This window comes from Kribbella sp. NPDC051770 (genome assembly GCF_040681455.1).
GTDB lineage: Bacteria > Actinomycetota > Actinomycetes > Propionibacteriales > Kribbellaceae > Kribbella.
Window position 1 is genome coordinate 340049 of record NZ_JBFAYT010000006.1, and the last position, 15913, is coordinate 355961.

Below are 15913 nucleotides of genomic sequence, written 5' to 3' on the forward strand. Positions count from 1 at the left end.
AGAAGCCCCGATGAACGCTAGGCGGATTCCTTCCGGAAGGTGCGCGCTCCAACTGCCAACCCGACCACCGTCAGCAGCACCACCCAGAACAAACCCCACAGCGACGCGCTGCTCGCGACATCGCCACGGAACAGCGCCCGGACTCCCGTCACGACATGCTTCAGCGGGCTGATGTCCGACAACCGCTGCAACCAGGTCGGACCGATCTGCATCGGCAGCAAGATGCCCGACAGCAGCAGCAAGGGCATCGCGATCCCGTTCAGCAGCGGCGCGAGCGCGTCCTCGCTCTTGGTGATCAGCGCAACGGAGTACGACAACGACGCGAAGGTCGCACCGAGCAGCGCAACGATGACCAGCGACAGCAGCACGCCACCCCACGGCGCCCGCAGGCCCATCGGGATCGACACCACCAGCAGCAGCACCGACTGGACGACCAGTACGACGACGTCCCGCAGTACCCGCCCGGCCATCAGCGCCATCCGCGACGCCGGCGTCACCCGGTCGGCCTCGATCACCCCGGCGCGGTACTCCGCGATCAGCCCGAAGCCGACGAACATCGCCCCGAACATCCCCAGCTGCACGATCAGCCCCGGGATGAACACCTGGTACGCGTTCGTCGTCGCGCCCTGACTGATCTGCGCGGTGATCGGCTTCAGCAGCGGCCCGAACAGGAACAGGTACATCAACGGCTGGCTGAGCATCAGGATCGACCACATCGGGTTCCGCAGCGACAGCCGCATCTGCCGGTGGAACACGATCCAGGTCTCGGTGAGCACGGTCATGCCACGGCCTCCTTCGGCAGCTCCGGCTCCGCCGGTACGCCGTCGCGCAGGGATCTCCCGGTCATCGTCAGGAACACGTCGTCGAGCGTCGGCCGGTGCACCTCGACCCCGTCCAGCTCGATGCCCTGGGCATCGATCTGCCGCAGCAGCGAGGGCAGGACCGCGCCACCGCGCGGGATCCGGAAGTTCACCCCGTCGGTGTCGGTCTCGATCGCCACCGCACCGTCCAGTTCCTGCACGATCTTCGCCACCGCCGGCCCTTGCGCCGGGTCGTGCAGACTCAGCCGCACACCGTCCCCGGACACCTGCTGCTTCAACGCCTCCGGCGTACCGGCGCCGACGATCCGCCCGTGGTCGATGACCAGGATCCGGTCGCACAACGCATCGGCCTCGTCCAGGTAGTGCGTCGTCAGGAAGATCGTCGCCCCCCGCTCCCGGAGGCAGCGGATGTGCTCCCAAAGGTTGGCCCGAGCCTGCGGATCGAGCCCCGTCGTCGGCTCGTCCAGGAAGATCAGCTTCGGCTCGTGGATCAGCCCCATCACGATGTCCAGCCGCCGCCGCTGCCCACCCGACAACGTCTTGCACTGCCGCCGCCACAACCCGTCGAGATCCAGCTCACCGAACAACCGCTGCCCGTCCGCGACCGCCTTGGCCTTCCGGACGCCGTACAGCCGCGCATGATCCACGACCTCGTCCCCCGCCACCGCCTCCGGCAACGTCGACCCACTCTGCGCCACGTACCCGATCCGCCGCCGTACGCCGACCGGATCCTTCGCTAGATCACACCCCGCCACCGTCGCCGACCCACTCGTCGGCGCGATCAACGTCGCCAGCATCCGCATCGTCGTCGTCTTCCCGGCCCCGTTCGGCCCGAGAAACCCGACGATCTCCCCCTCACCCACCTCCAGATCCACCCCTTGAACCGCCTGCACCACCCCGCCCCTCGTCTTGAACGTCCGCACCAAACCCCGAGCCTCGATCATCATGCGCACCAGGATGGATGATCAATATTGAATAGTCAATATTGAATTCCTGGAGACAGAGAGGTCCCGGGGAGATGGTTCGGGGTGGTTCAGCTCTCCGGCAGGTTGCGCCACTTCTCGGCCGCGTCGGGGCTGGGGAGCCAGTCGGGCTTCTCGCCGGCGAAGGCGTACTCGCCGGACAGGACGCGGGCGCGGAAGGACTGGGTCCACTCGAGCTCGCCGCGGTCGCGGGCGGTGGTGATGCGGAACATCTCGACGACGTGGTTGGGGGTGCCGGGGTCCTGTTCGACTTGGCGTTCGTGGAAGGGGGCGGCCTTCTCGTGCTGTTCGAGTTGGACGATGCGGGACTCGAGGGCGGCGACGACCTCGTCGCGTTCGAGGGACCACAGGAAGCTGAGGGCGGCCTGCATCTGACCGGGGTTGAAGCCGTCGACGGTCCACAGGGCCTGGCGGAGCAGGGAGAAGTACTCGGTCTCGCCGTCCTCGGTCAGCTGGTACGACGTACGGCCGGGTTTCGAGCCCTTGCCCTCGGCCAGTTCCTCCAGGAAGCCGTGCTTGGCGAGGGTGCGCAGGCCGGTGTAGATCGAGCCGGGGTTGATGTTCGCCCACTGCTGCACGTTCCAGGTGAGCAGCTCGCGGCGCAGCTGGTACCCGTAGGCCGGCTGGAAGATCCGGACGACGCCGAGCAGCAGCAACCGCGTGGTGGACATGGGACGCAGTGTAATTCGCGGGAACTTGTCGGTGGGCGAGGCTAGCTTTGGCGGCATGACCACGCGTGCGACCGACGACCCGGGCGAGTTCAGGGCCACGGTGTTTCCCTTCCTGGAAAGGGATCCCGTGCTGCACACGATCCTCCTGAGCAACGTCGAGCAGCGCGCCGAGGCCGGCCCGCAGCCGGGCGAGTCGGTGTTCGTGTCGGTCCACGACGAGTCCGGTGCGGTGGTCGGTGCGGCGATGCGGACGCCCGGGCGCGCGGTGCACGTCGGCGGGCTCGACGCCCGGTACGCCGCCGAGGTCGCGGCCGGGTACGCCGAGCAGGTGCCGGACGCGCCCGGCGTCGCCGGGAACCGCGCGGCCGCGGAGGCGTTCGCGGCGCGTTGGCGGGAGCTGCGCGGCGAGAGCGCGACCGAGACGATGGGTTTCCGGCTGCACAAGCTCGACGAGCTGACCCGCCTGCAGGCCGACGGCGGGCCGCGGCCGGCCACGGCGGACGAGGCGCAGCTCGCCGCCGAGTGGGTCGCGATCGACTTCGACGACGAGATCGAGGGCAGCAACCTGGCCTGGGCCGAGCAGCAGATCGCCGACGGCACGCTGTGGTTCTGGGAGGTCGACAGCACGCCGGTGAGCATGGTCGGGCACCACCTGCCGATCTTCGGGGTCTGCCGGGTCGGGCCGGTGTACACGCCGGACGAGTTCCGCGGCAACGGGTACGCGGGCGCGCTGACGGCGTACGTGAGCGGGGAGATCGTGGCCTCGGGGAACCAGGCGTGCCTGTTCACCGACCTCGCGAACCCGACGGCGAACAAGATCTACCGCCTCGCGGGCTACCGGGCGATCGCTGATTTCGTGGATCTGCGGTTCGTGCGATGAGTACGCCGTACGCGCGGGTGACGGGTGATCCAGCGGCGTTCGCGCCGGTCGCTTTCCCTTGGCTGCAACGGGATCCGGTGCTGAACTCGGTGCTGCTCAGCAACGTGCAGGGCCGGATCGACGGGCTGCTGTACGACCCGGCGCCGCCGGTGTTCGTGTCCGTGCACCGCGGGGACGAGGTGGTCGGGGTCGTTGCCTGTACGGCGTTGCGTGGGGTGATGCTGGGCGGGCTCGATGCCGAGCTGCTGCCGGTGGTGGTCGCGGCGGTTGTCGACTCCGGGATCAAGGTGAAGTACGTCGAAGGAGCGCCGGAGGTGACGACGGCCTTCACCGCGCAGTACGCGGGTGAGCTCGGGAAGTCGTTCGTCGAGGACCGCTGGACGCGGCTGCACCGGTTGGCCAAGTTCACCTCGCTGGAGGCCGAGGGGCACGCGCGTCCCGCGACCGACGCAGACCTGGCGGCCGCGGCCGAGATGATGGCGGGCTTCGGCGAGGCGATCGGTGGGCGGATCGGGGTCGAAGAAGAGCAGCGGTGGGCTCGCGACCGGATCCGGCTCGGGCGGTTGTGGGTGTGGGAGCGCGATGGACGCGTGGTGAGCATGGCGAGCCACAACGGCGGGCTCTTCGGGGCAGCCCGGATCGGCGCGGTCTACACGCCGCCGAAGGAGCGCGGCAACGGGTACGCGGGAGCGGTGACGTCGCACGTGACGCGGGAGATCCTGGCGGCGGGCGACCAGGCGTGCCTGTTCACGGATCTCGCCAACCCGACGTCCAACAAGATCTACGCGCAGATCGGCTACCGCACAGTGATCGACTTCGTGAGGTACGAACTGACCTAGATCCAGCCGTGGGTGCGGGCGACCCGGACTGCTTCGTGGCGGTTCGTCGTGCCCAGTTTCGTGGCGGCCGCGGAGAGGTAGTTGCGAACCGTGCCGGGGGAGAGCGCGGCGCGGCGCGCGATCTCCTCGACCGGTGCGCCGTCGGCGGCCAGTTCCAGGACGTCGGCTTCGCGGGCGGTGAGCGGGCTGTCGCCGGCGCTGATCGCTTCCGCGGCCAGCTCGGGGTCGACGTACCGGCCGCCGGCGTGGACTGTCCGGATGACGTCGGCGAGGACCTGGGCGGAGACGGTCTTCGGGAGGAAGCCGCGGGTGCCGGCGGCGAGCGCCTGCTTGAGGTGCCCGGGGCGGCCGTGCCCGGTGACGATGAGCGTGGCGCAGTTGGGCAGGTGCTCGCGGAGCTGCTCTACGACGCCGATCCCGCCGGCGCCCGGCATCTGCAGGTCGAGCACGGCGACGTCCGGCTTGTGCAGCCGAGCCATCGCGACCGCCTCATCGGTGGAGGCCGCTTGGGCGACCACCTCCAGGTCGTCCTCGAGCGACAGCAGAGCAGCCAGCGCGGACCGGATCAGGTTCTCGTCATCGGCCAGCAGCAGCCGAATCACACGACCACCGGCAGCCGAGCCAGTACGACGAACCATCCACCCGGTGTTTCCACAGTCAAGGTCCCCGCCACCTCCGCCAACCGTTCCCGCAACCCCGCGAGCCCGTTCCCACCAGTTGCTGACGACTGACTGACACCGTCGTTCGACACCCGCAGGACGACGGTTTCCCGGTCGCTCTCGAGCTCTATCTTGCACGTTGTCGCCGTGCTGTGCCGGAGGACGTTGGTGGTGGCCTCCAGGACGACCCACGCCAGCGCGGTCTGCGTGGCCGGCGGCAGCGTCGCGCCGTCGCCGATGACTCGGCAGGTGATACCAGCCGAGCGCAGGACCGACTGGGCGCCGGACAGCTCTGTGGCGAGGTCGGTCGCCCGGTAGCCGCCGACTACCGCGCGCATCTCGCGCAGGGAGTCGTGGGCGATCCGGCGTACGTCGAGCATCTGTTCGGCGGCTGTGGAGTCGCCACGCTCGGCCAGGCGCGCTGCCAGCTCGCTCTGGACTGCTACCAGGGACAGGTTGCGGCCGAGGGTGTCGTGGAGGTCGCGGGCGAAGCGGAGGCGCTCCTGGGCGACGGCGAGCTGGGCGCTGACCTCCCGGGAGTGGTCGATCTCCCAGCCGAGCCGCAGCATCCAGACCGAGATGCGGCAGGTGAAGACCAGGATCCCGACGCCGTAGAAGTAGCTGAACTGCGCACTCACCGGAGCGTCGAGCAGGCCGACCAGCAGGGTGCCGACCACCACCAGCACGAGCAGCAGCGATTTCCAGAGCACAGGAGTGAGCGCCAGCGACAGGGCCCCGCCCATCACCACCACACCGAGCGCTGCGTCCGGGGAGAGGAGCACACCGACCACACCGAGACCGACGCCGACAGCAACCATCCGCAGGTCGAGCCGAGCACCACCCAGGTACGCAGCGATCCCGTCACGCAGCAGCACGAAGCCCACCGCGGCATGCACGACCGACACCACCAGGAAGCCGATCAGCCGCACCCCCACCGGTTCCGCCGCAGACAGGAACATCAGCAGCGCGAACAACGGCTCAGCAGCGACCAGCCCGTACAGCGGCCAGCGCAGGCTGATGTCGAAGCGCTCGGCGCGGCTCCGCTCGTTCCACCACCCCAGCACCGACGTCATGGGCGCCAGCCTGTCATCGACGCGGCTCCCAGCGGAACCAGCGGCGCGTCGCCAGGGCCCCCACCACCACCCATCCCAGCAGCACGAGCACAGCCGGTACGGCGTACGCGAAGGAGTCGGCGAGCCCTACTGTCGCGCCGTCGCGAGTGGTGCCCGACAGGCCGAGCCGCAGCAGGTCCACGACCGGTGTGAGCGGCAGCAACCGGCTGACGGTCTCCAGGGGACCGCTGAGCGGCAGGTAGAGCCCGCTGAACATCAGCGCCACGAACATGACCGGCGCGGTGACCACCTGGGCGACGTCGACCGTTGGAGCGAACGCCGTACTGGCTGCTGCGAGCAGGACGAAGACGAGCGTGCCGAACAGGATGGCGACGAGCACCAGCAGCAGGTTCACCGGAGCGTCGAGGGTCAACCAGATCGCTGAGACGGCTGTCGCCAGCAGGATCTGTGTCCAGGCGATGACGACCGACGGCATCGCCGCCCCGGCGAGGATCTCCCAGTCTGCGAGCTCGCCGGTGCGGAGTCGTTTGAGCACGAGCTCCTCGCGGCGGGCGACCAGCGCCGTCGTGAGTTGGTAGTAGACGAAGAGGACGAGGGTCACCACCGTGACCGCGGTGATGACGGCGGCGCCGCTGCCGGCGCCGATCACGGCCTGCAGCTCGGGCGAGGACTGCAGACCGAAGATCGAGATGACCGGCAGCAGCAGCGCGGTCGCGACCATCAGCGCGTTGCGCAGCAGCAGGATGCCCTCGGCGCGACCGAGCGCACCGATCCGTACGACGGCGCTCACGCGGCCACGCTCCCGGCGATCGCGAGGAACGCTTCCTCGAGGGTGGCCGGGCGGGCGGTCAGGTCGTGCAGCTGGAGGTCGTGGCGGGTCGCCCAGGTGAGGACCGTGGTCAGAGTTCCTTGCAGGTCCTGGGTTTCCAGCGTCGTGACCGATCCATTGCTTGTAGCAACTACCTGCGGGAGGTCGGGCAGCCGGACCGAGCCGGCGAGGCGGAAGGTGATCCGGGCGGGCCGCGACGCCGCGAGCTGGGACGGCGTACCGAGGCCGACGATGCGGCCTTCGCGCAGGATCGCCAGCCGGTCGGCGAGGGCGGCGGCTTCGACGAGCTGATGGGTGGTCAACAGGACCGTCGTACCGGATTCGAGGAGGTCGGAGATCAGCGACCACGTCTGTTGGCGAGCGGCCGGATCGAGGCCCGCGGTCGGCTCGTCGAGGAACAGGACCTCGGGGCGGCCGAGGATCGCGAGCGCCAGGCCGAGGCGTTGCTGCTCGCCGCCGGAGAGCTGACGGACGCGGACGGTACGGCGCGCGTCGAGACCCACCAGTTCGAGCGCCTCACCGATCGGGCGGGGAGACGTCAGGCTGCCGGCCCACGTGCTGATGGTCTCCGCGACGGTGAGATCGAGCGCGAAACCGCGCGACTGCAGCATGATGCCGATCCGCGACCGGACCAGCCGGCGGCCGCGGAACGGATCCTGGCCGAGCACGCGGACCGTGCCGGAGGTCGGTGCGGCGAGCCCCGCGAGGGCCTCCATCGCGGAGGTCTTGCCGGCGCCGTTCGTGCCGAGCAGCGCGAACAGTTCACCCCGGCGTACGGCGAGGTCGATGCCGCGCACGGCCTCGTGCCCCGGCCTGCCGCCGAAGCGGCGGGTGAGCCGCTCGGCGCTGATGACAGCTGACTGATCCATACCGATCAGCCTGAGGCGCCGAACGGCCCCGCGGGCGTGCAGGCGTCACCAGGACTGGTGACAGATGTCAGTTGATCTCGATCGACTCGCCGGGCTGGACGAGCCGGTACGGCCGGTCGGCCTCCCCGTCCAGGAACCGCTGCATCATCCCTTGCCCGATCGGGCTGAGCAGCGCGTCGTGGATGCCGAGCGTCTGCTGCGCGTTCACGGCCCGGGCGTACTCGACCGCCGGCGGCAGCGCGAACCACGGCCCGGAGACCGGGACGAGGTTGGTATGCACCTGACGATCGGGCTGCGTGAAGGAGTCGCCCGGGTGGTAGACCGCGTCGTCGACCAGGAACCCGACGTTCTGGCACGGGACGCCGAGCTCGGGCAGGATCACCGCGTGGTCCTTGCCGTAGGCCCGGACCGAGAACCCGGCCGCGTCGAACGCCTGACCGCCCTCGACAACCTGCACGCGATCGCCCAGCTCGGTGAGCTGCGAGGCGACCCCCGCGTTGGTGTAGACCGGCGCGTCCAGGTTCTTGATCCGCTCCACGTCGAGATGGTCCGGGTGCTCGTGCGTGACGAGAATCGCGTCGGCGGCCTCGAACGCCGCGTCCTCGCTGAACGTCCCCGGGTCGATCAGCAGGACTTTCCCGTCCTTGTCGATCCGAACACAGGCGTGGGTGAACTTGGTCAGCTTCACAGTGGACTCCCGAACAAGAGTGAGTTTTCCCTGCCGCGACGGGATCGTACGCCGGTCGGGTCAGATACCCAGCGCATCCCGCATCGGCACGAGCTTGGCGTTCGTCTCGGCCAGTTCGGCGTCTGGATCAGAGCCGGCGACGATGCCGGCGCCGGCGAACAGCCGCATCCGGGTCGGGTCGTCGGGGTCGGCCTGGCCGCAGCGGAGGGCGATGCACCATTCGCCGTCGCCGGCGGCGTCCATCCAGCCGACGGGGCCGCTGAAGCGGCCGCGGGACATGCCTTCGACTTCGGCGATCAGGTCGCGGGCGACGTCGGTCGGCGTACCGCAGACGGCGGCGGACGGGTGGAGGGCGGCGGCCAGACCCAGGGCGGAGGCGCCGTTGGCGGCGACGCCGGCGACGTCCGACGCGAGATGCATCACGTTCGGGAGGTGCAGGACGAACGGGGTCTCGGGGACGTTCATCGACTTGCAGTGCGGTTCCAGCGCCTCGGCCACGGAGCGGACGGCGAACTCGTGCTCCTCGAGGTCCTTGCTCGACCGCGCCAGCGACGCGGCCAGCGCGAGATCGTGAGCGTCGTCACCCGTACGCCGGATCGTCCCGGCCAGCACCCGCGACGTGATCAGGCCCTTCTCCCGCCGGACGAGCAGCTCGGGGGTGGCGCCGATCAGTCCGTCGACGGAGAACGTCCAGCAGTTCGGGTACGCCGACGCGAGCCGCTGCAGCGGCCAGCGCAGGTCGATCGGCTGGTCGGACTGGGCGATCAGGTCGCGGGCGAGCACCACCTTGTCGACCTCGCCGGCGGTGATCCGCTGCACGGCGTCGGCGACGATCGCGGACCACTCGGTGCCGGAGCGGGCGCCGTCGGCGAAGGCGATCTCGCCGACCGGGGCGGGCTCGTTCACGGTCAGCTCGGGCGGCGCGGCGAGCGAGGAGGCGGGGGAGATCGTGGTCACCCAGGTGGTCCGGCCGCGGCGCCCGACGATCACCTCGGGGACGACCAGCCCGGCCGGGTCGGCGTCGGTGAAACCGAACGACCCGAAGCAGACCAGTCCGGACCCTGGTACGCCGACGTCATCGCGTACGACGGCCGCCGCGGTCAGCGCCTTCCACCACTCCTGCGCCGTCCGGAACCGGTTGCTCCCGGCAACGTCGAGCCGGGCGGCGACGCCCCAGCCGACCTGGCCGTCGCCGCGGCGGACCCAGGCCAGGGCGCCGTCGGCGGGGAGGTGGTCCAGGAGGTGCTTCGAGACGTCCTCGACCGGGTGGCTGCGCACCACCAGGTGCGGGACCGCCTCGGCACCGGGGTGGACCGGGTCAGGCAAGCTCACGACAACGCTCCTCGCTGCTCGGCTCGGTCCCGGGTCACGGTGGCCGATCTGGCTGGACGCTCCCTCACGGCATGCAAGCGTATGCCTGTCCGATGTCCAGCGAATTTCGGTGCCTGCACGAGCCGTGATCAACCAGACAGGTGCGGGCACCCCGGCCGCCCGGTGCCGCGCGTTCTGCGCAACACTGAACCGGTGACCCGCGCAGACCTGAGCAAACAGCCCCACGACGTGGCCGCGATGTTCGACAACGTGGCCGAGGGCTACGACCGGACCAACGCGGTGGCGACGATGGGGCTGGAGAAGCTGGTCTGGCGGCCGGCGACGCTGGCCGAGATCGCGCCGCGGAAGGGGATGAAGATCCTCGACCTGGCCGCCGGGACCGGCGCGTCCAGCATCAAGCTGCGCGAGGCGGGCGCCGAGGTCGTCTCCTGCGACTTCTCCGAGGGGATGCTCCGGGTCGGCAAGCGCCGGTACCCCGAACTCGACCTGATCGCGGGTGACGCGCTGCACCTGCCGTTCGCGGACGAGACGTTCGACGTGACCACGATCTCGTGGGCGCTCCGGAACGTGAACGACGTCACGCTGGCGCTGCAGGAGATGCTCCGGGTGACGAAGCCGGGCGGGCGGCTGGTGATCCTCGAGCAGTCGCACCCGACCTGGAAACCGTTCCGGGTGGCCTACCTGGAGTACATGATGCGGGCGGTGCCGGTGGTCGGGCGGCTGGTCTCCAGCAACCCGGAGGCGTACGAGTACCTCGCGGAGTCGACCCGGGCCTGGCTGCCGCAGGAGCCGCTGGCGCGGGCGATCGAGGCGTCCGGCTGGAGTCACGTGCAGTGGGCCAATCTGACCGGTGGTCTGGTCGCCATCCATCGGGGTGTCAAGCCGACTTAATTACGCAAGGAAATCAGGACCTAAATCGCTTGCGGGCAAGGGAGTCCGGGCCGGTTTCGCGTCCTCGTCAGGCAGTCCTAGACTGTCGGGTGACCAGACCTCGTGAAGCGATTCACGATCGTCCGGAGACCAACTGCCCCAACTTCAGGCCGGGATGAGATGAGCCAGAGCGTGCCGCACCCGCAGCAGGCCGAGACCGCGGATGTCATCGTCGTCGGCGCCGGGCCCGCGGGCTCGACGGCGGCGTACCACCTGGCGAACGCCGGCCTCGACGTGCTGCTGCTGGAGAAGACCGCGTTCCCGCGCGAGAAGGTGTGCGGCGACGGCCTCACCCCGCGGGGGACCAAGCAGCTGATCAACATGGGGATCGACATCTCCGAGGAAGCCGGCTGGATCAAGAACTACGGTCTGCGGATCCAGGGCGCCGGGCACCAGCTGCAGCTGGACTGGCCCGACCTGGCCAGCCACCCGAACTACGGGCTGACCCGGAACCGGATGGACTTCGACGACATGCTGGCCCGCCAGGCCGTCAAGGCCGGCGCCCAGCTGCGCGAGCGGACCAACGTCACCGCCCCGATCCTGGACGACAAGGGCTTCATCGTCGGCGTCACCGCCAAGCCGGTCGACGACAACGGCCGCCGGGCCGGCGAGGACATCGAGTTCCGGGCGCCGCTGGTGATGGCCGCCGACGGCAACTCGTCCCGGCTCAGCGTCTCGATGGGTCTGCACAAGCGCGACGACCGCCCGATGGGCGTCGCCGTCCGCACCTACTTCACCAGCCCGCGCCACGACGACGACTACCTCGAGTCGTGGCTGGAGCTGTGGGCCGACGACCCGAACAACCCCGGGCAGCGCAACCTGCTGCCGGGCTACGGGTGGATCTTCGGGATGGGCGACGGCACCGTCAACGTCGGGCTCGGCATCCTGAACACCTCCGACGCCTTCGGCAAGGTCGACTACGCCGACCTGCTCAAGCAGTGGCTGAAGAACACTCCGGAGGAGTGGCAGTTCCGCGACGAGTTCCAGACCATCCCGATCCGGGGCGCGGCGCTGCCGATGGGGTTCAACCGGCAGCCGCACTACACCCGTGGCCTGATGCTGCTCGGCGACGCCGGCGGCATGGTGAACCCGTTCAACGGCGAGGGCATCCCGTACGCGATGGAGTCCGGGTCGTTCGCCGCGGAGGTGGCCGCGCAGGCGCTGCGCCGGCAGCCGAGCCAGCGCGAGCGCGCGCTGTCGGCGTACCCGAAGGCGCTGAAGCAGGAGTACGGCGGCTACTACACGCTCGGCCGGGTCTTCGTGAAGCTGATCGGGAACCCGGAGGTGATGCGGCTGTGCACGAAGTACGGTCTGCCGCGCACCACGCTGATGAAGTTCACGCTCAAGTTGCTGGCCAACCTCACCGACCCGCGCGACGGCGACGTGATGGACAAGATCATCAACGGGCTCACGAAGGTTGCCCCGTCCGCGTAAAAGCGGTGGGGCGAGTGACGTGAGCCACAGCGGTACTGATAACACAGTGCTGACTCGCAACAGGTAAATCAGGCGGCAGGACGACGCAAGAAGGAGGGAGCACCGACCGATGCACCCTTACGTACCGATCCTCGTGCTCGGCGTACTGGCGGCGATCTTCGTGGCGGGCACCTTGGTGACCAGCGCGCTGGTCGGCCCGAAGCGCTACAACCGGGCCAAGCTCGACAGCTACGAGTGCGGGATCGAGCCGACCCCGCAGCCTGTCGGCGGTGGCCGCTTCCCGGTGAAGTACTACATCACCGCGATGCTGTTCATCGTGTTCGACATCGAGATCATCTTCCTCTACCCGTGGGCCGTCGCCTTCGACCAGATGGCGCTGTTCGGGTTGATCGAGATGGTCATCTTCATCGCAACCGTCTTCGTCGCCTACGCCTACGTGTGGCGCCGCGGCGGACTGGAGTGGGACTGACCTATGGGTGTTGAGGAACAGCTTCCGGCCGGCGTGCTGCTGACCACGATCGAGGGCCTGTCCGGCTACATGCGGAAGGCGTCGTTGTGGCCGGCAACCTTCGGCCTGGCCTGCTGCGCGATCGAGATGATGACGACGGGTGCGCCGCGCTACGACGCCGCCCGGTTCGGCATGGAGGTCTTCCGGGCCTCGCCGCGTCAGGCCGACCTGATGATCGTGGCCGGCCGGGTGAGCCAGAAGATGGCCCCGGTGCTGCGCCAGATCTACGACCAGATGCCGAACCCGAAGTGGGTGCTGGCGATGGGTGTCTGCGCCTCGTCGGGCGGCATGTTCAACAACTACGCGATCGTCCAGGGCGTCGACCACGTGGTCCCGGTCGACATGTACCTGCCCGGCTGCCCGCCGCGGCCGGAGATGCTGCTGGACGCCTTCCTGAAGCTGCACGACGACATCCAGCACGGCAAGCTCGGCGCCAACAAGAAGGCGCTGCAGGCCGAGCAGGAGGCCGCCGCGCTGACCGCGTCCCCGACCCTGGAACTGAAGGGCCTGCTCCGGTGAGCGACACCCAACCCGAAAACCTTCCGGCCACCACGTCGGCCGGCGACGCGCAGACCCCGGCGGCCGAGGTCGTCGACCAGCGCGAGGGCATGTTCGGTGTCCGTGGCACCGGCGACACCTCCGGCTTCGGCGGCCTGCGCCGCCAGGTCGCGCTGCCCGGCGGCAGCGCGAAGCCGTACGGCTCCTGGTTCGACGGCGCCACCGAGCGCCTCGAGGGCCTGGTCGGCGACCAGGCGCTGGAGAAGGTCGTCGTCGACCGTGGCGAGCTGACCCTGCACGTCCGCCGGGAGCGTCTGGTCGAGGTCGCGCAGCACCTGCGCGACGACGAGGCGCTGCGCTTCGAGTTCTGCTCGGGCGTCAGCGGCGTGCACTACCCGAACGAGACCGGGCGCGAGCTGCACGCGGTCTACCACCTGCTCTCGATCACCCACAACCGGCGGATCCGGCTGGAGGTGTCCTGCCCGGACACCGACCCGCACATCCCGTCGATCGTGAGTGTCTACCCGGCCAACGACTGGCACGAGCGCGAGACCTGGGACTTCTTCGGCATCATCTTCGACGGACACCCGGCGCTGACCCGGATCCAGATGCCCGACGACTGGCCGGGCCACCCGCAGCGCAAGGACTACCCGCTCGGCGGCATCGACGTCGAGTACAAGGGCGCGGTCATCCCGCCGCCCGACACGCGGAGGTCGTACAACTGATGACCACTACTGACCCCTACGCCGACGCTCGCGACACCACCGAGGGCAAGGTCTTCACCGTCACCGGTCAGGACTGGGACTCCGTGGTGGCCGGGCTGGCCGACGAGCCCGAAGAGCGGATCGTCGTCAACATGGGCCCGCAGCACCCGTCGACGCACGGCGTGCTCCGGCTGATCCTCGAGATCGAGGGTGAGACGGTCACCGAGGCCCGCTGCGGCATCGGCTACCTGCACACCGGTATCGAGAAGAACATGGAGTTCCGCTCCTGGACGCAGGGCGTCACGTTCTGCACCCGGATGGACTACCTGTCCCCGTTCTACAACGAGGCGGCGTACTGCCTGGCCGTCGAGCGGCTGCTCGGCATCGAGGACCAGATCCCCGAGAAGGCCAACGTGATGCGGGTGCTCCTGATGGAGCTCAACCGGATCAGCAGCCACCTGGTCTGCATCGCCACCGGTGGGATGGAGATCGGCGCGCTGACCGTGATGACGATCGGGTTCCGCGAGCGCGAGATGACGCTGGACCTGTTCGAGCTGATCACCGGCCTGCGGATGAACCACGCGTTCATCCGCCCGGGCGGTGTCGCCCAGGACCTGCCGCCGGGTGCGCTGGACAAGATCCGGGACTACATCACCTGGATGAACAAGCACCTCCCGGAGTACGCCGAGCTCTGCAACGCCAACCCGATCTTCAAGGCGCGGCTGCAGGACGTCGGATACCTGGACCTCGCGGGCTGCATGGCGCTGGGCATCTCCGGCCCGCCGCTGCGCGCCGCGAACTACGGCCTGGACCTGCGCAAGACCCAGCCGTACTGCGGCTACGAGACCTACGACTTCGACGTACCGGTCTGGGACACCGCCGACTCCTACGGCCGGTTCCGGGTCCGGCTGCAGGAGATGTGGGAGTCGCTGAAGATCGTCGAGCAGTGTGCCGAGCGGCTGGCCAGGATGGAGGGCGAGCCGGTGATGGTGGCCGACAAGAAGATCGGCTGGCCGAGCCAGCTGGCCGTCGGCAACGACGGGATGGGCAACTCCCTCGACCACATCAAGCACATCATGGGCGAGTCGATGGAAGCGCTGATCCATCACTTCAAGCTGGTCACCGAGGGCTTCCGGGTACCGGCCGGCCAGGCCTACGTGGCGATCGAGTCGCCGCGCGGCGAGCTGGGCTGCCACCTGGTCTCCGACGGCGGCACCAAGCCGTACCGGGCGCACTTCCGTGACCCGTCCTTCGCAAACCTGCAGGCGATGCCGATCCTGTGCGAGGGCGCACAGGTCGCCGACGTGATCGTGGCCGTCGCCAGCCTTGACCCGGTGATGGGTGGAGTGGACCGCTAAATGGCCGAGAACCACGCTACGGCGACCGACAAGCAGGTGCCCTACAGCACCGGCGACTCGAAGATCACTGAGACCACGATCGCGGAGATGCGCGAACTGGCCGCCCGGTACCCGGTCGGCCGGTCCGCGCTGCTGCCGATGCTGCACCTGGTGCAGTCGGTCGAGGGCCGGGTCACCCCCGAAGGCATCGAGGCCTGCGCCGACGTGCTCGGGCTGACCGGGGCCGAGGTCTCCGCGGTCGCCACCTTCTACACCATGTACAAGCGCCGTCCGGTCGGCGACTACCACGTCGGCGTCTGCACCAACACGCTGTGCGCGGTGATGGGCGGCGACCTGATCTTCGAGCGGCTCAAGTCGCACCTGGACGTCGGCAACGACGAGACCACCGAGGACGGCAAGATCACCCTCGAGCACCTGGAGTGCAACGCCGCCTGCGACTACGCGCCGGTGATGATGGTGAACTGGGAGTTCTTCGACGACATGACGCCGGAGTCGGCGACCCAGCTGGTCGACGACCTGCGCGAGGGCACCGAGGTGAAGTCGCCGCGCGGTGCCACCATCTGCACCTGGAAGGAAGCCGAGCGGGTCCTGGCCGGCTTCCCCGACGGCCGGGCCGACGAGGGCCCGACCGGTGGCAAGGCGACGCTGGCCGGTCTCCGGCTGGCCCGCGAGCGCAACTGGACCGCCCCGAACGGCAGCCACGGTGGTGGCGGCGGTGCGGCGGCCGAGCAGACCGTCACGCCCGAGGCGGCGTCCGGCCCGCGGCCGGAGGACCAGCCCGGCAAGGAGTCCGGTACGGGCTCCCCGGCGACTCCCGACTCCCGGAAGGAGGACTGA

Annotated in this window: 18 protein-coding genes; 9 read left to right on the forward strand and 9 right to left on the reverse strand. The window is 69.4% G+C overall.

The window, feature by feature from the left end; genetic code table 11:
- Positions 1–17 precede the first annotated feature (17 nt).
- The 3 genes from AB0M01_RS21925 to AB0M01_RS21935 all read right to left on the reverse strand — a co-directional run bounded on the left by AB0M01_RS21925 (position 18) and on the right by AB0M01_RS21935 (position 2475).
- Positions 18–782, reverse strand: a complete 765-nt coding sequence (locus AB0M01_RS21925) for an ABC transporter permease (RefSeq protein ID WP_363672217.1) — start codon at positions 780–782, stop codon at positions 18–20.
- A complete protein-coding gene (locus AB0M01_RS21930) occupies positions 779–1768 on the reverse strand; it encodes an ATP-binding cassette domain-containing protein (protein ID WP_363672219.1) in 990 nt (329 codons plus the stop codon). Before AB0M01_RS21930 ends, AB0M01_RS21925 begins: the two co-directional genes overlap by 4 nt.
- 86 nt (positions 1769–1854) lie before the next feature.
- Entirely contained in the window at positions 1855–2475 is a 621-nt protein-coding gene (locus AB0M01_RS21935) for a PadR family transcriptional regulator (protein ID WP_363672221.1), read from the reverse strand.
- A 55-nt stretch (positions 2476–2530) separates the two neighbouring features.
- On the opposite strand from AB0M01_RS21935, the gene AB0M01_RS21940 reads away from it, so the two are divergent.
- The gene (locus AB0M01_RS21940) at positions 2531–3355 is read left to right on the forward strand and encodes a GNAT family N-acetyltransferase (protein WP_363672223.1); all 825 of its coding nucleotides are present in this window, start codon (positions 2531–2533) and stop codon (positions 3353–3355) included.
- Positions 3352–4194 carry a GNAT family N-acetyltransferase gene (locus AB0M01_RS21945; protein ID WP_363672225.1) on the forward strand — a complete coding sequence of 281 codons (843 nt, stop codon included), beginning with the start codon at positions 3352–3354 and terminating at the stop codon, positions 4192–4194. The genes AB0M01_RS21940 and AB0M01_RS21945 overlap by 4 nt, the downstream gene beginning before the upstream one ends.
- On the opposite strand, the gene AB0M01_RS21950 is transcribed toward AB0M01_RS21945, so the two are convergent.
- The 6 genes from AB0M01_RS21950 to AB0M01_RS21975 form a co-directional block, all read right to left on the reverse strand.
- Positions 4191–4796: a response regulator transcription factor gene (locus AB0M01_RS21950; RefSeq protein ID WP_363672227.1), complete on the reverse strand. Its 606-nt coding sequence runs from the start codon at positions 4794–4796 to the stop codon at positions 4191–4193. The genes AB0M01_RS21945 and AB0M01_RS21950 overlap by 4 nt on opposite strands.
- Positions 4793–5926, reverse strand: a complete 1134-nt coding sequence (locus AB0M01_RS21955; protein ID WP_363672229.1) for a histidine kinase — start codon at positions 5924–5926, stop codon at positions 4793–4795. The genes AB0M01_RS21950 and AB0M01_RS21955 overlap by 4 nt, the downstream gene beginning before the upstream one ends.
- A gap of 13 nt (positions 5927–5939) precedes the next feature.
- Entirely contained in the window at positions 5940–6716 is a 777-nt protein-coding gene (locus AB0M01_RS21960; protein WP_363672231.1) for an ABC transporter permease, read from the reverse strand.
- Positions 6713–7624, reverse strand: coding sequence for an ABC transporter ATP-binding protein (locus AB0M01_RS21965; RefSeq protein ID WP_363672233.1), 912 nt, complete (start codon positions 7622–7624; stop codon positions 6713–6715). The genes AB0M01_RS21960 and AB0M01_RS21965 overlap by 4 nt, the downstream gene beginning before the upstream one ends.
- A 67-nt stretch (positions 7625–7691) precedes the next feature.
- Complete coding sequence (locus AB0M01_RS21970; protein ID WP_363672235.1) at positions 7692–8312, reverse strand: MBL fold metallo-hydrolase; 621 nt, start codon at positions 8310–8312, stop codon at positions 7692–7694.
- Positions 8313–8372: 60 nt separating this feature from the next.
- On the reverse strand, positions 8373–9644 hold the full coding sequence (locus tag AB0M01_RS21975) for an isochorismate synthase (RefSeq protein WP_363672237.1): 1272 nt from the start codon (positions 9642–9644) through the stop codon (positions 8373–8375).
- A gap of 192 nt (positions 9645–9836) precedes the next feature.
- On the opposite strand from AB0M01_RS21975, the gene AB0M01_RS21980 reads away from it, so the two are divergent.
- The 7 genes from AB0M01_RS21980 (at position 9837) to nuoE (ending at position 15913) form a co-directional block, all read left to right on the forward strand.
- Positions 9837–10535 (forward strand): demethylmenaquinone methyltransferase, encoded by a 699-nt coding sequence (locus AB0M01_RS21980; RefSeq protein ID WP_363672239.1) that lies wholly within the window; start codon positions 9837–9839, stop codon positions 10533–10535.
- Between the two features lie 159 nt (positions 10536–10694).
- Positions 10695–12008: a geranylgeranyl reductase family protein gene (locus AB0M01_RS21985; protein WP_363672241.1), complete on the forward strand. Its 1314-nt coding sequence runs from the start codon at positions 10695–10697 to the stop codon at positions 12006–12008.
- A gap of 109 nt (positions 12009–12117) precedes the next feature.
- Positions 12118–12477 carry an NADH-quinone oxidoreductase subunit A gene (locus AB0M01_RS21990; RefSeq protein ID WP_012923854.1) on the forward strand — a complete coding sequence of 120 codons (360 nt, stop codon included), beginning with the start codon at positions 12118–12120 and terminating at the stop codon, positions 12475–12477.
- Positions 12478–12480: 3 nt separating this feature from the next.
- Positions 12481–13035, forward strand: coding sequence for an NADH-quinone oxidoreductase subunit B family protein (locus AB0M01_RS21995; protein WP_363672244.1), 555 nt, complete (start codon positions 12481–12483; stop codon positions 13033–13035).
- The gene (locus AB0M01_RS22000) at positions 13032–13739 is read left to right on the forward strand and encodes an NADH-quinone oxidoreductase subunit C (protein ID WP_363672246.1); all 708 of its coding nucleotides are present in this window, start codon (positions 13032–13034) and stop codon (positions 13737–13739) included. The genes AB0M01_RS21995 and AB0M01_RS22000 overlap by 4 nt, the downstream gene beginning before the upstream one ends.
- A complete protein-coding gene (locus tag AB0M01_RS22005) occupies positions 13739–15076 on the forward strand; it encodes an NADH-quinone oxidoreductase subunit D (protein ID WP_363672248.1) in 1338 nt (445 codons plus the stop codon). Before AB0M01_RS22000 ends, AB0M01_RS22005 begins: the two co-directional genes overlap by 1 nt.
- Positions 15077–15913 carry an NADH-quinone oxidoreductase subunit NuoE gene (gene nuoE, locus AB0M01_RS22010; protein WP_363672250.1) on the forward strand — a complete coding sequence of 279 codons (837 nt, stop codon included), beginning with the start codon at positions 15077–15079 and terminating at the stop codon, positions 15911–15913.

Coding starts and splice junctions, on each gene's coding strand:
- AB0M01_RS21925 (WP_363672217.1), bottom strand. CDS start 782: ATGACCGTGCTCACCGAGACCTGGATCGTGTTCCACCGGCAGATGCGG.
- AB0M01_RS21930 (WP_363672219.1), bottom strand. CDS start 1,768: ATGATGATCGAGGCTCGGGGTTTGGTGCGGACGTTCAAGACGAGGGGC.
- AB0M01_RS21935 (WP_363672221.1), bottom strand. CDS start 2,475: ATGTCCACCACGCGGTTGCTGCTGCTCGGCGTCGTCCGGATCTTCCAG.
- AB0M01_RS21940 (WP_363672223.1), top strand. CDS start 2,531: ATGACCACGCGTGCGACCGACGACCCGGGCGAGTTCAGGGCCACGGTG.
- AB0M01_RS21945 (WP_363672225.1), top strand. CDS start 3,352: ATGAGTACGCCGTACGCGCGGGTGACGGGTGATCCAGCGGCGTTCGCG.
- AB0M01_RS21955 (WP_363672229.1), bottom strand. CDS start 5,926: ATGACGTCGGTGCTGGGGTGGTGGAACGAGCGGAGCCGCGCCGAGCGC.
- AB0M01_RS21965 (WP_363672233.1), bottom strand. CDS start 7,624: ATGGATCAGTCAGCTGTCATCAGCGCCGAGCGGCTCACCCGCCGCTTC.
- AB0M01_RS21985 (WP_363672241.1), top strand. CDS start 10,695: ATGAGCCAGAGCGTGCCGCACCCGCAGCAGGCCGAGACCGCGGATGTC.
- AB0M01_RS21990 (WP_012923854.1), top strand. CDS start 12,118: ATGCACCCTTACGTACCGATCCTCGTGCTCGGCGTACTGGCGGCGATC.
- AB0M01_RS21995 (WP_363672244.1), top strand. CDS start 12,481: ATGGGTGTTGAGGAACAGCTTCCGGCCGGCGTGCTGCTGACCACGATC.
- AB0M01_RS22005 (WP_363672248.1), top strand. CDS start 13,739: ATGACCACTACTGACCCCTACGCCGACGCTCGCGACACCACCGAGGGC.
- nuoE (WP_363672250.1), top strand. CDS start 15,077: ATGGCCGAGAACCACGCTACGGCGACCGACAAGCAGGTGCCCTACAGC.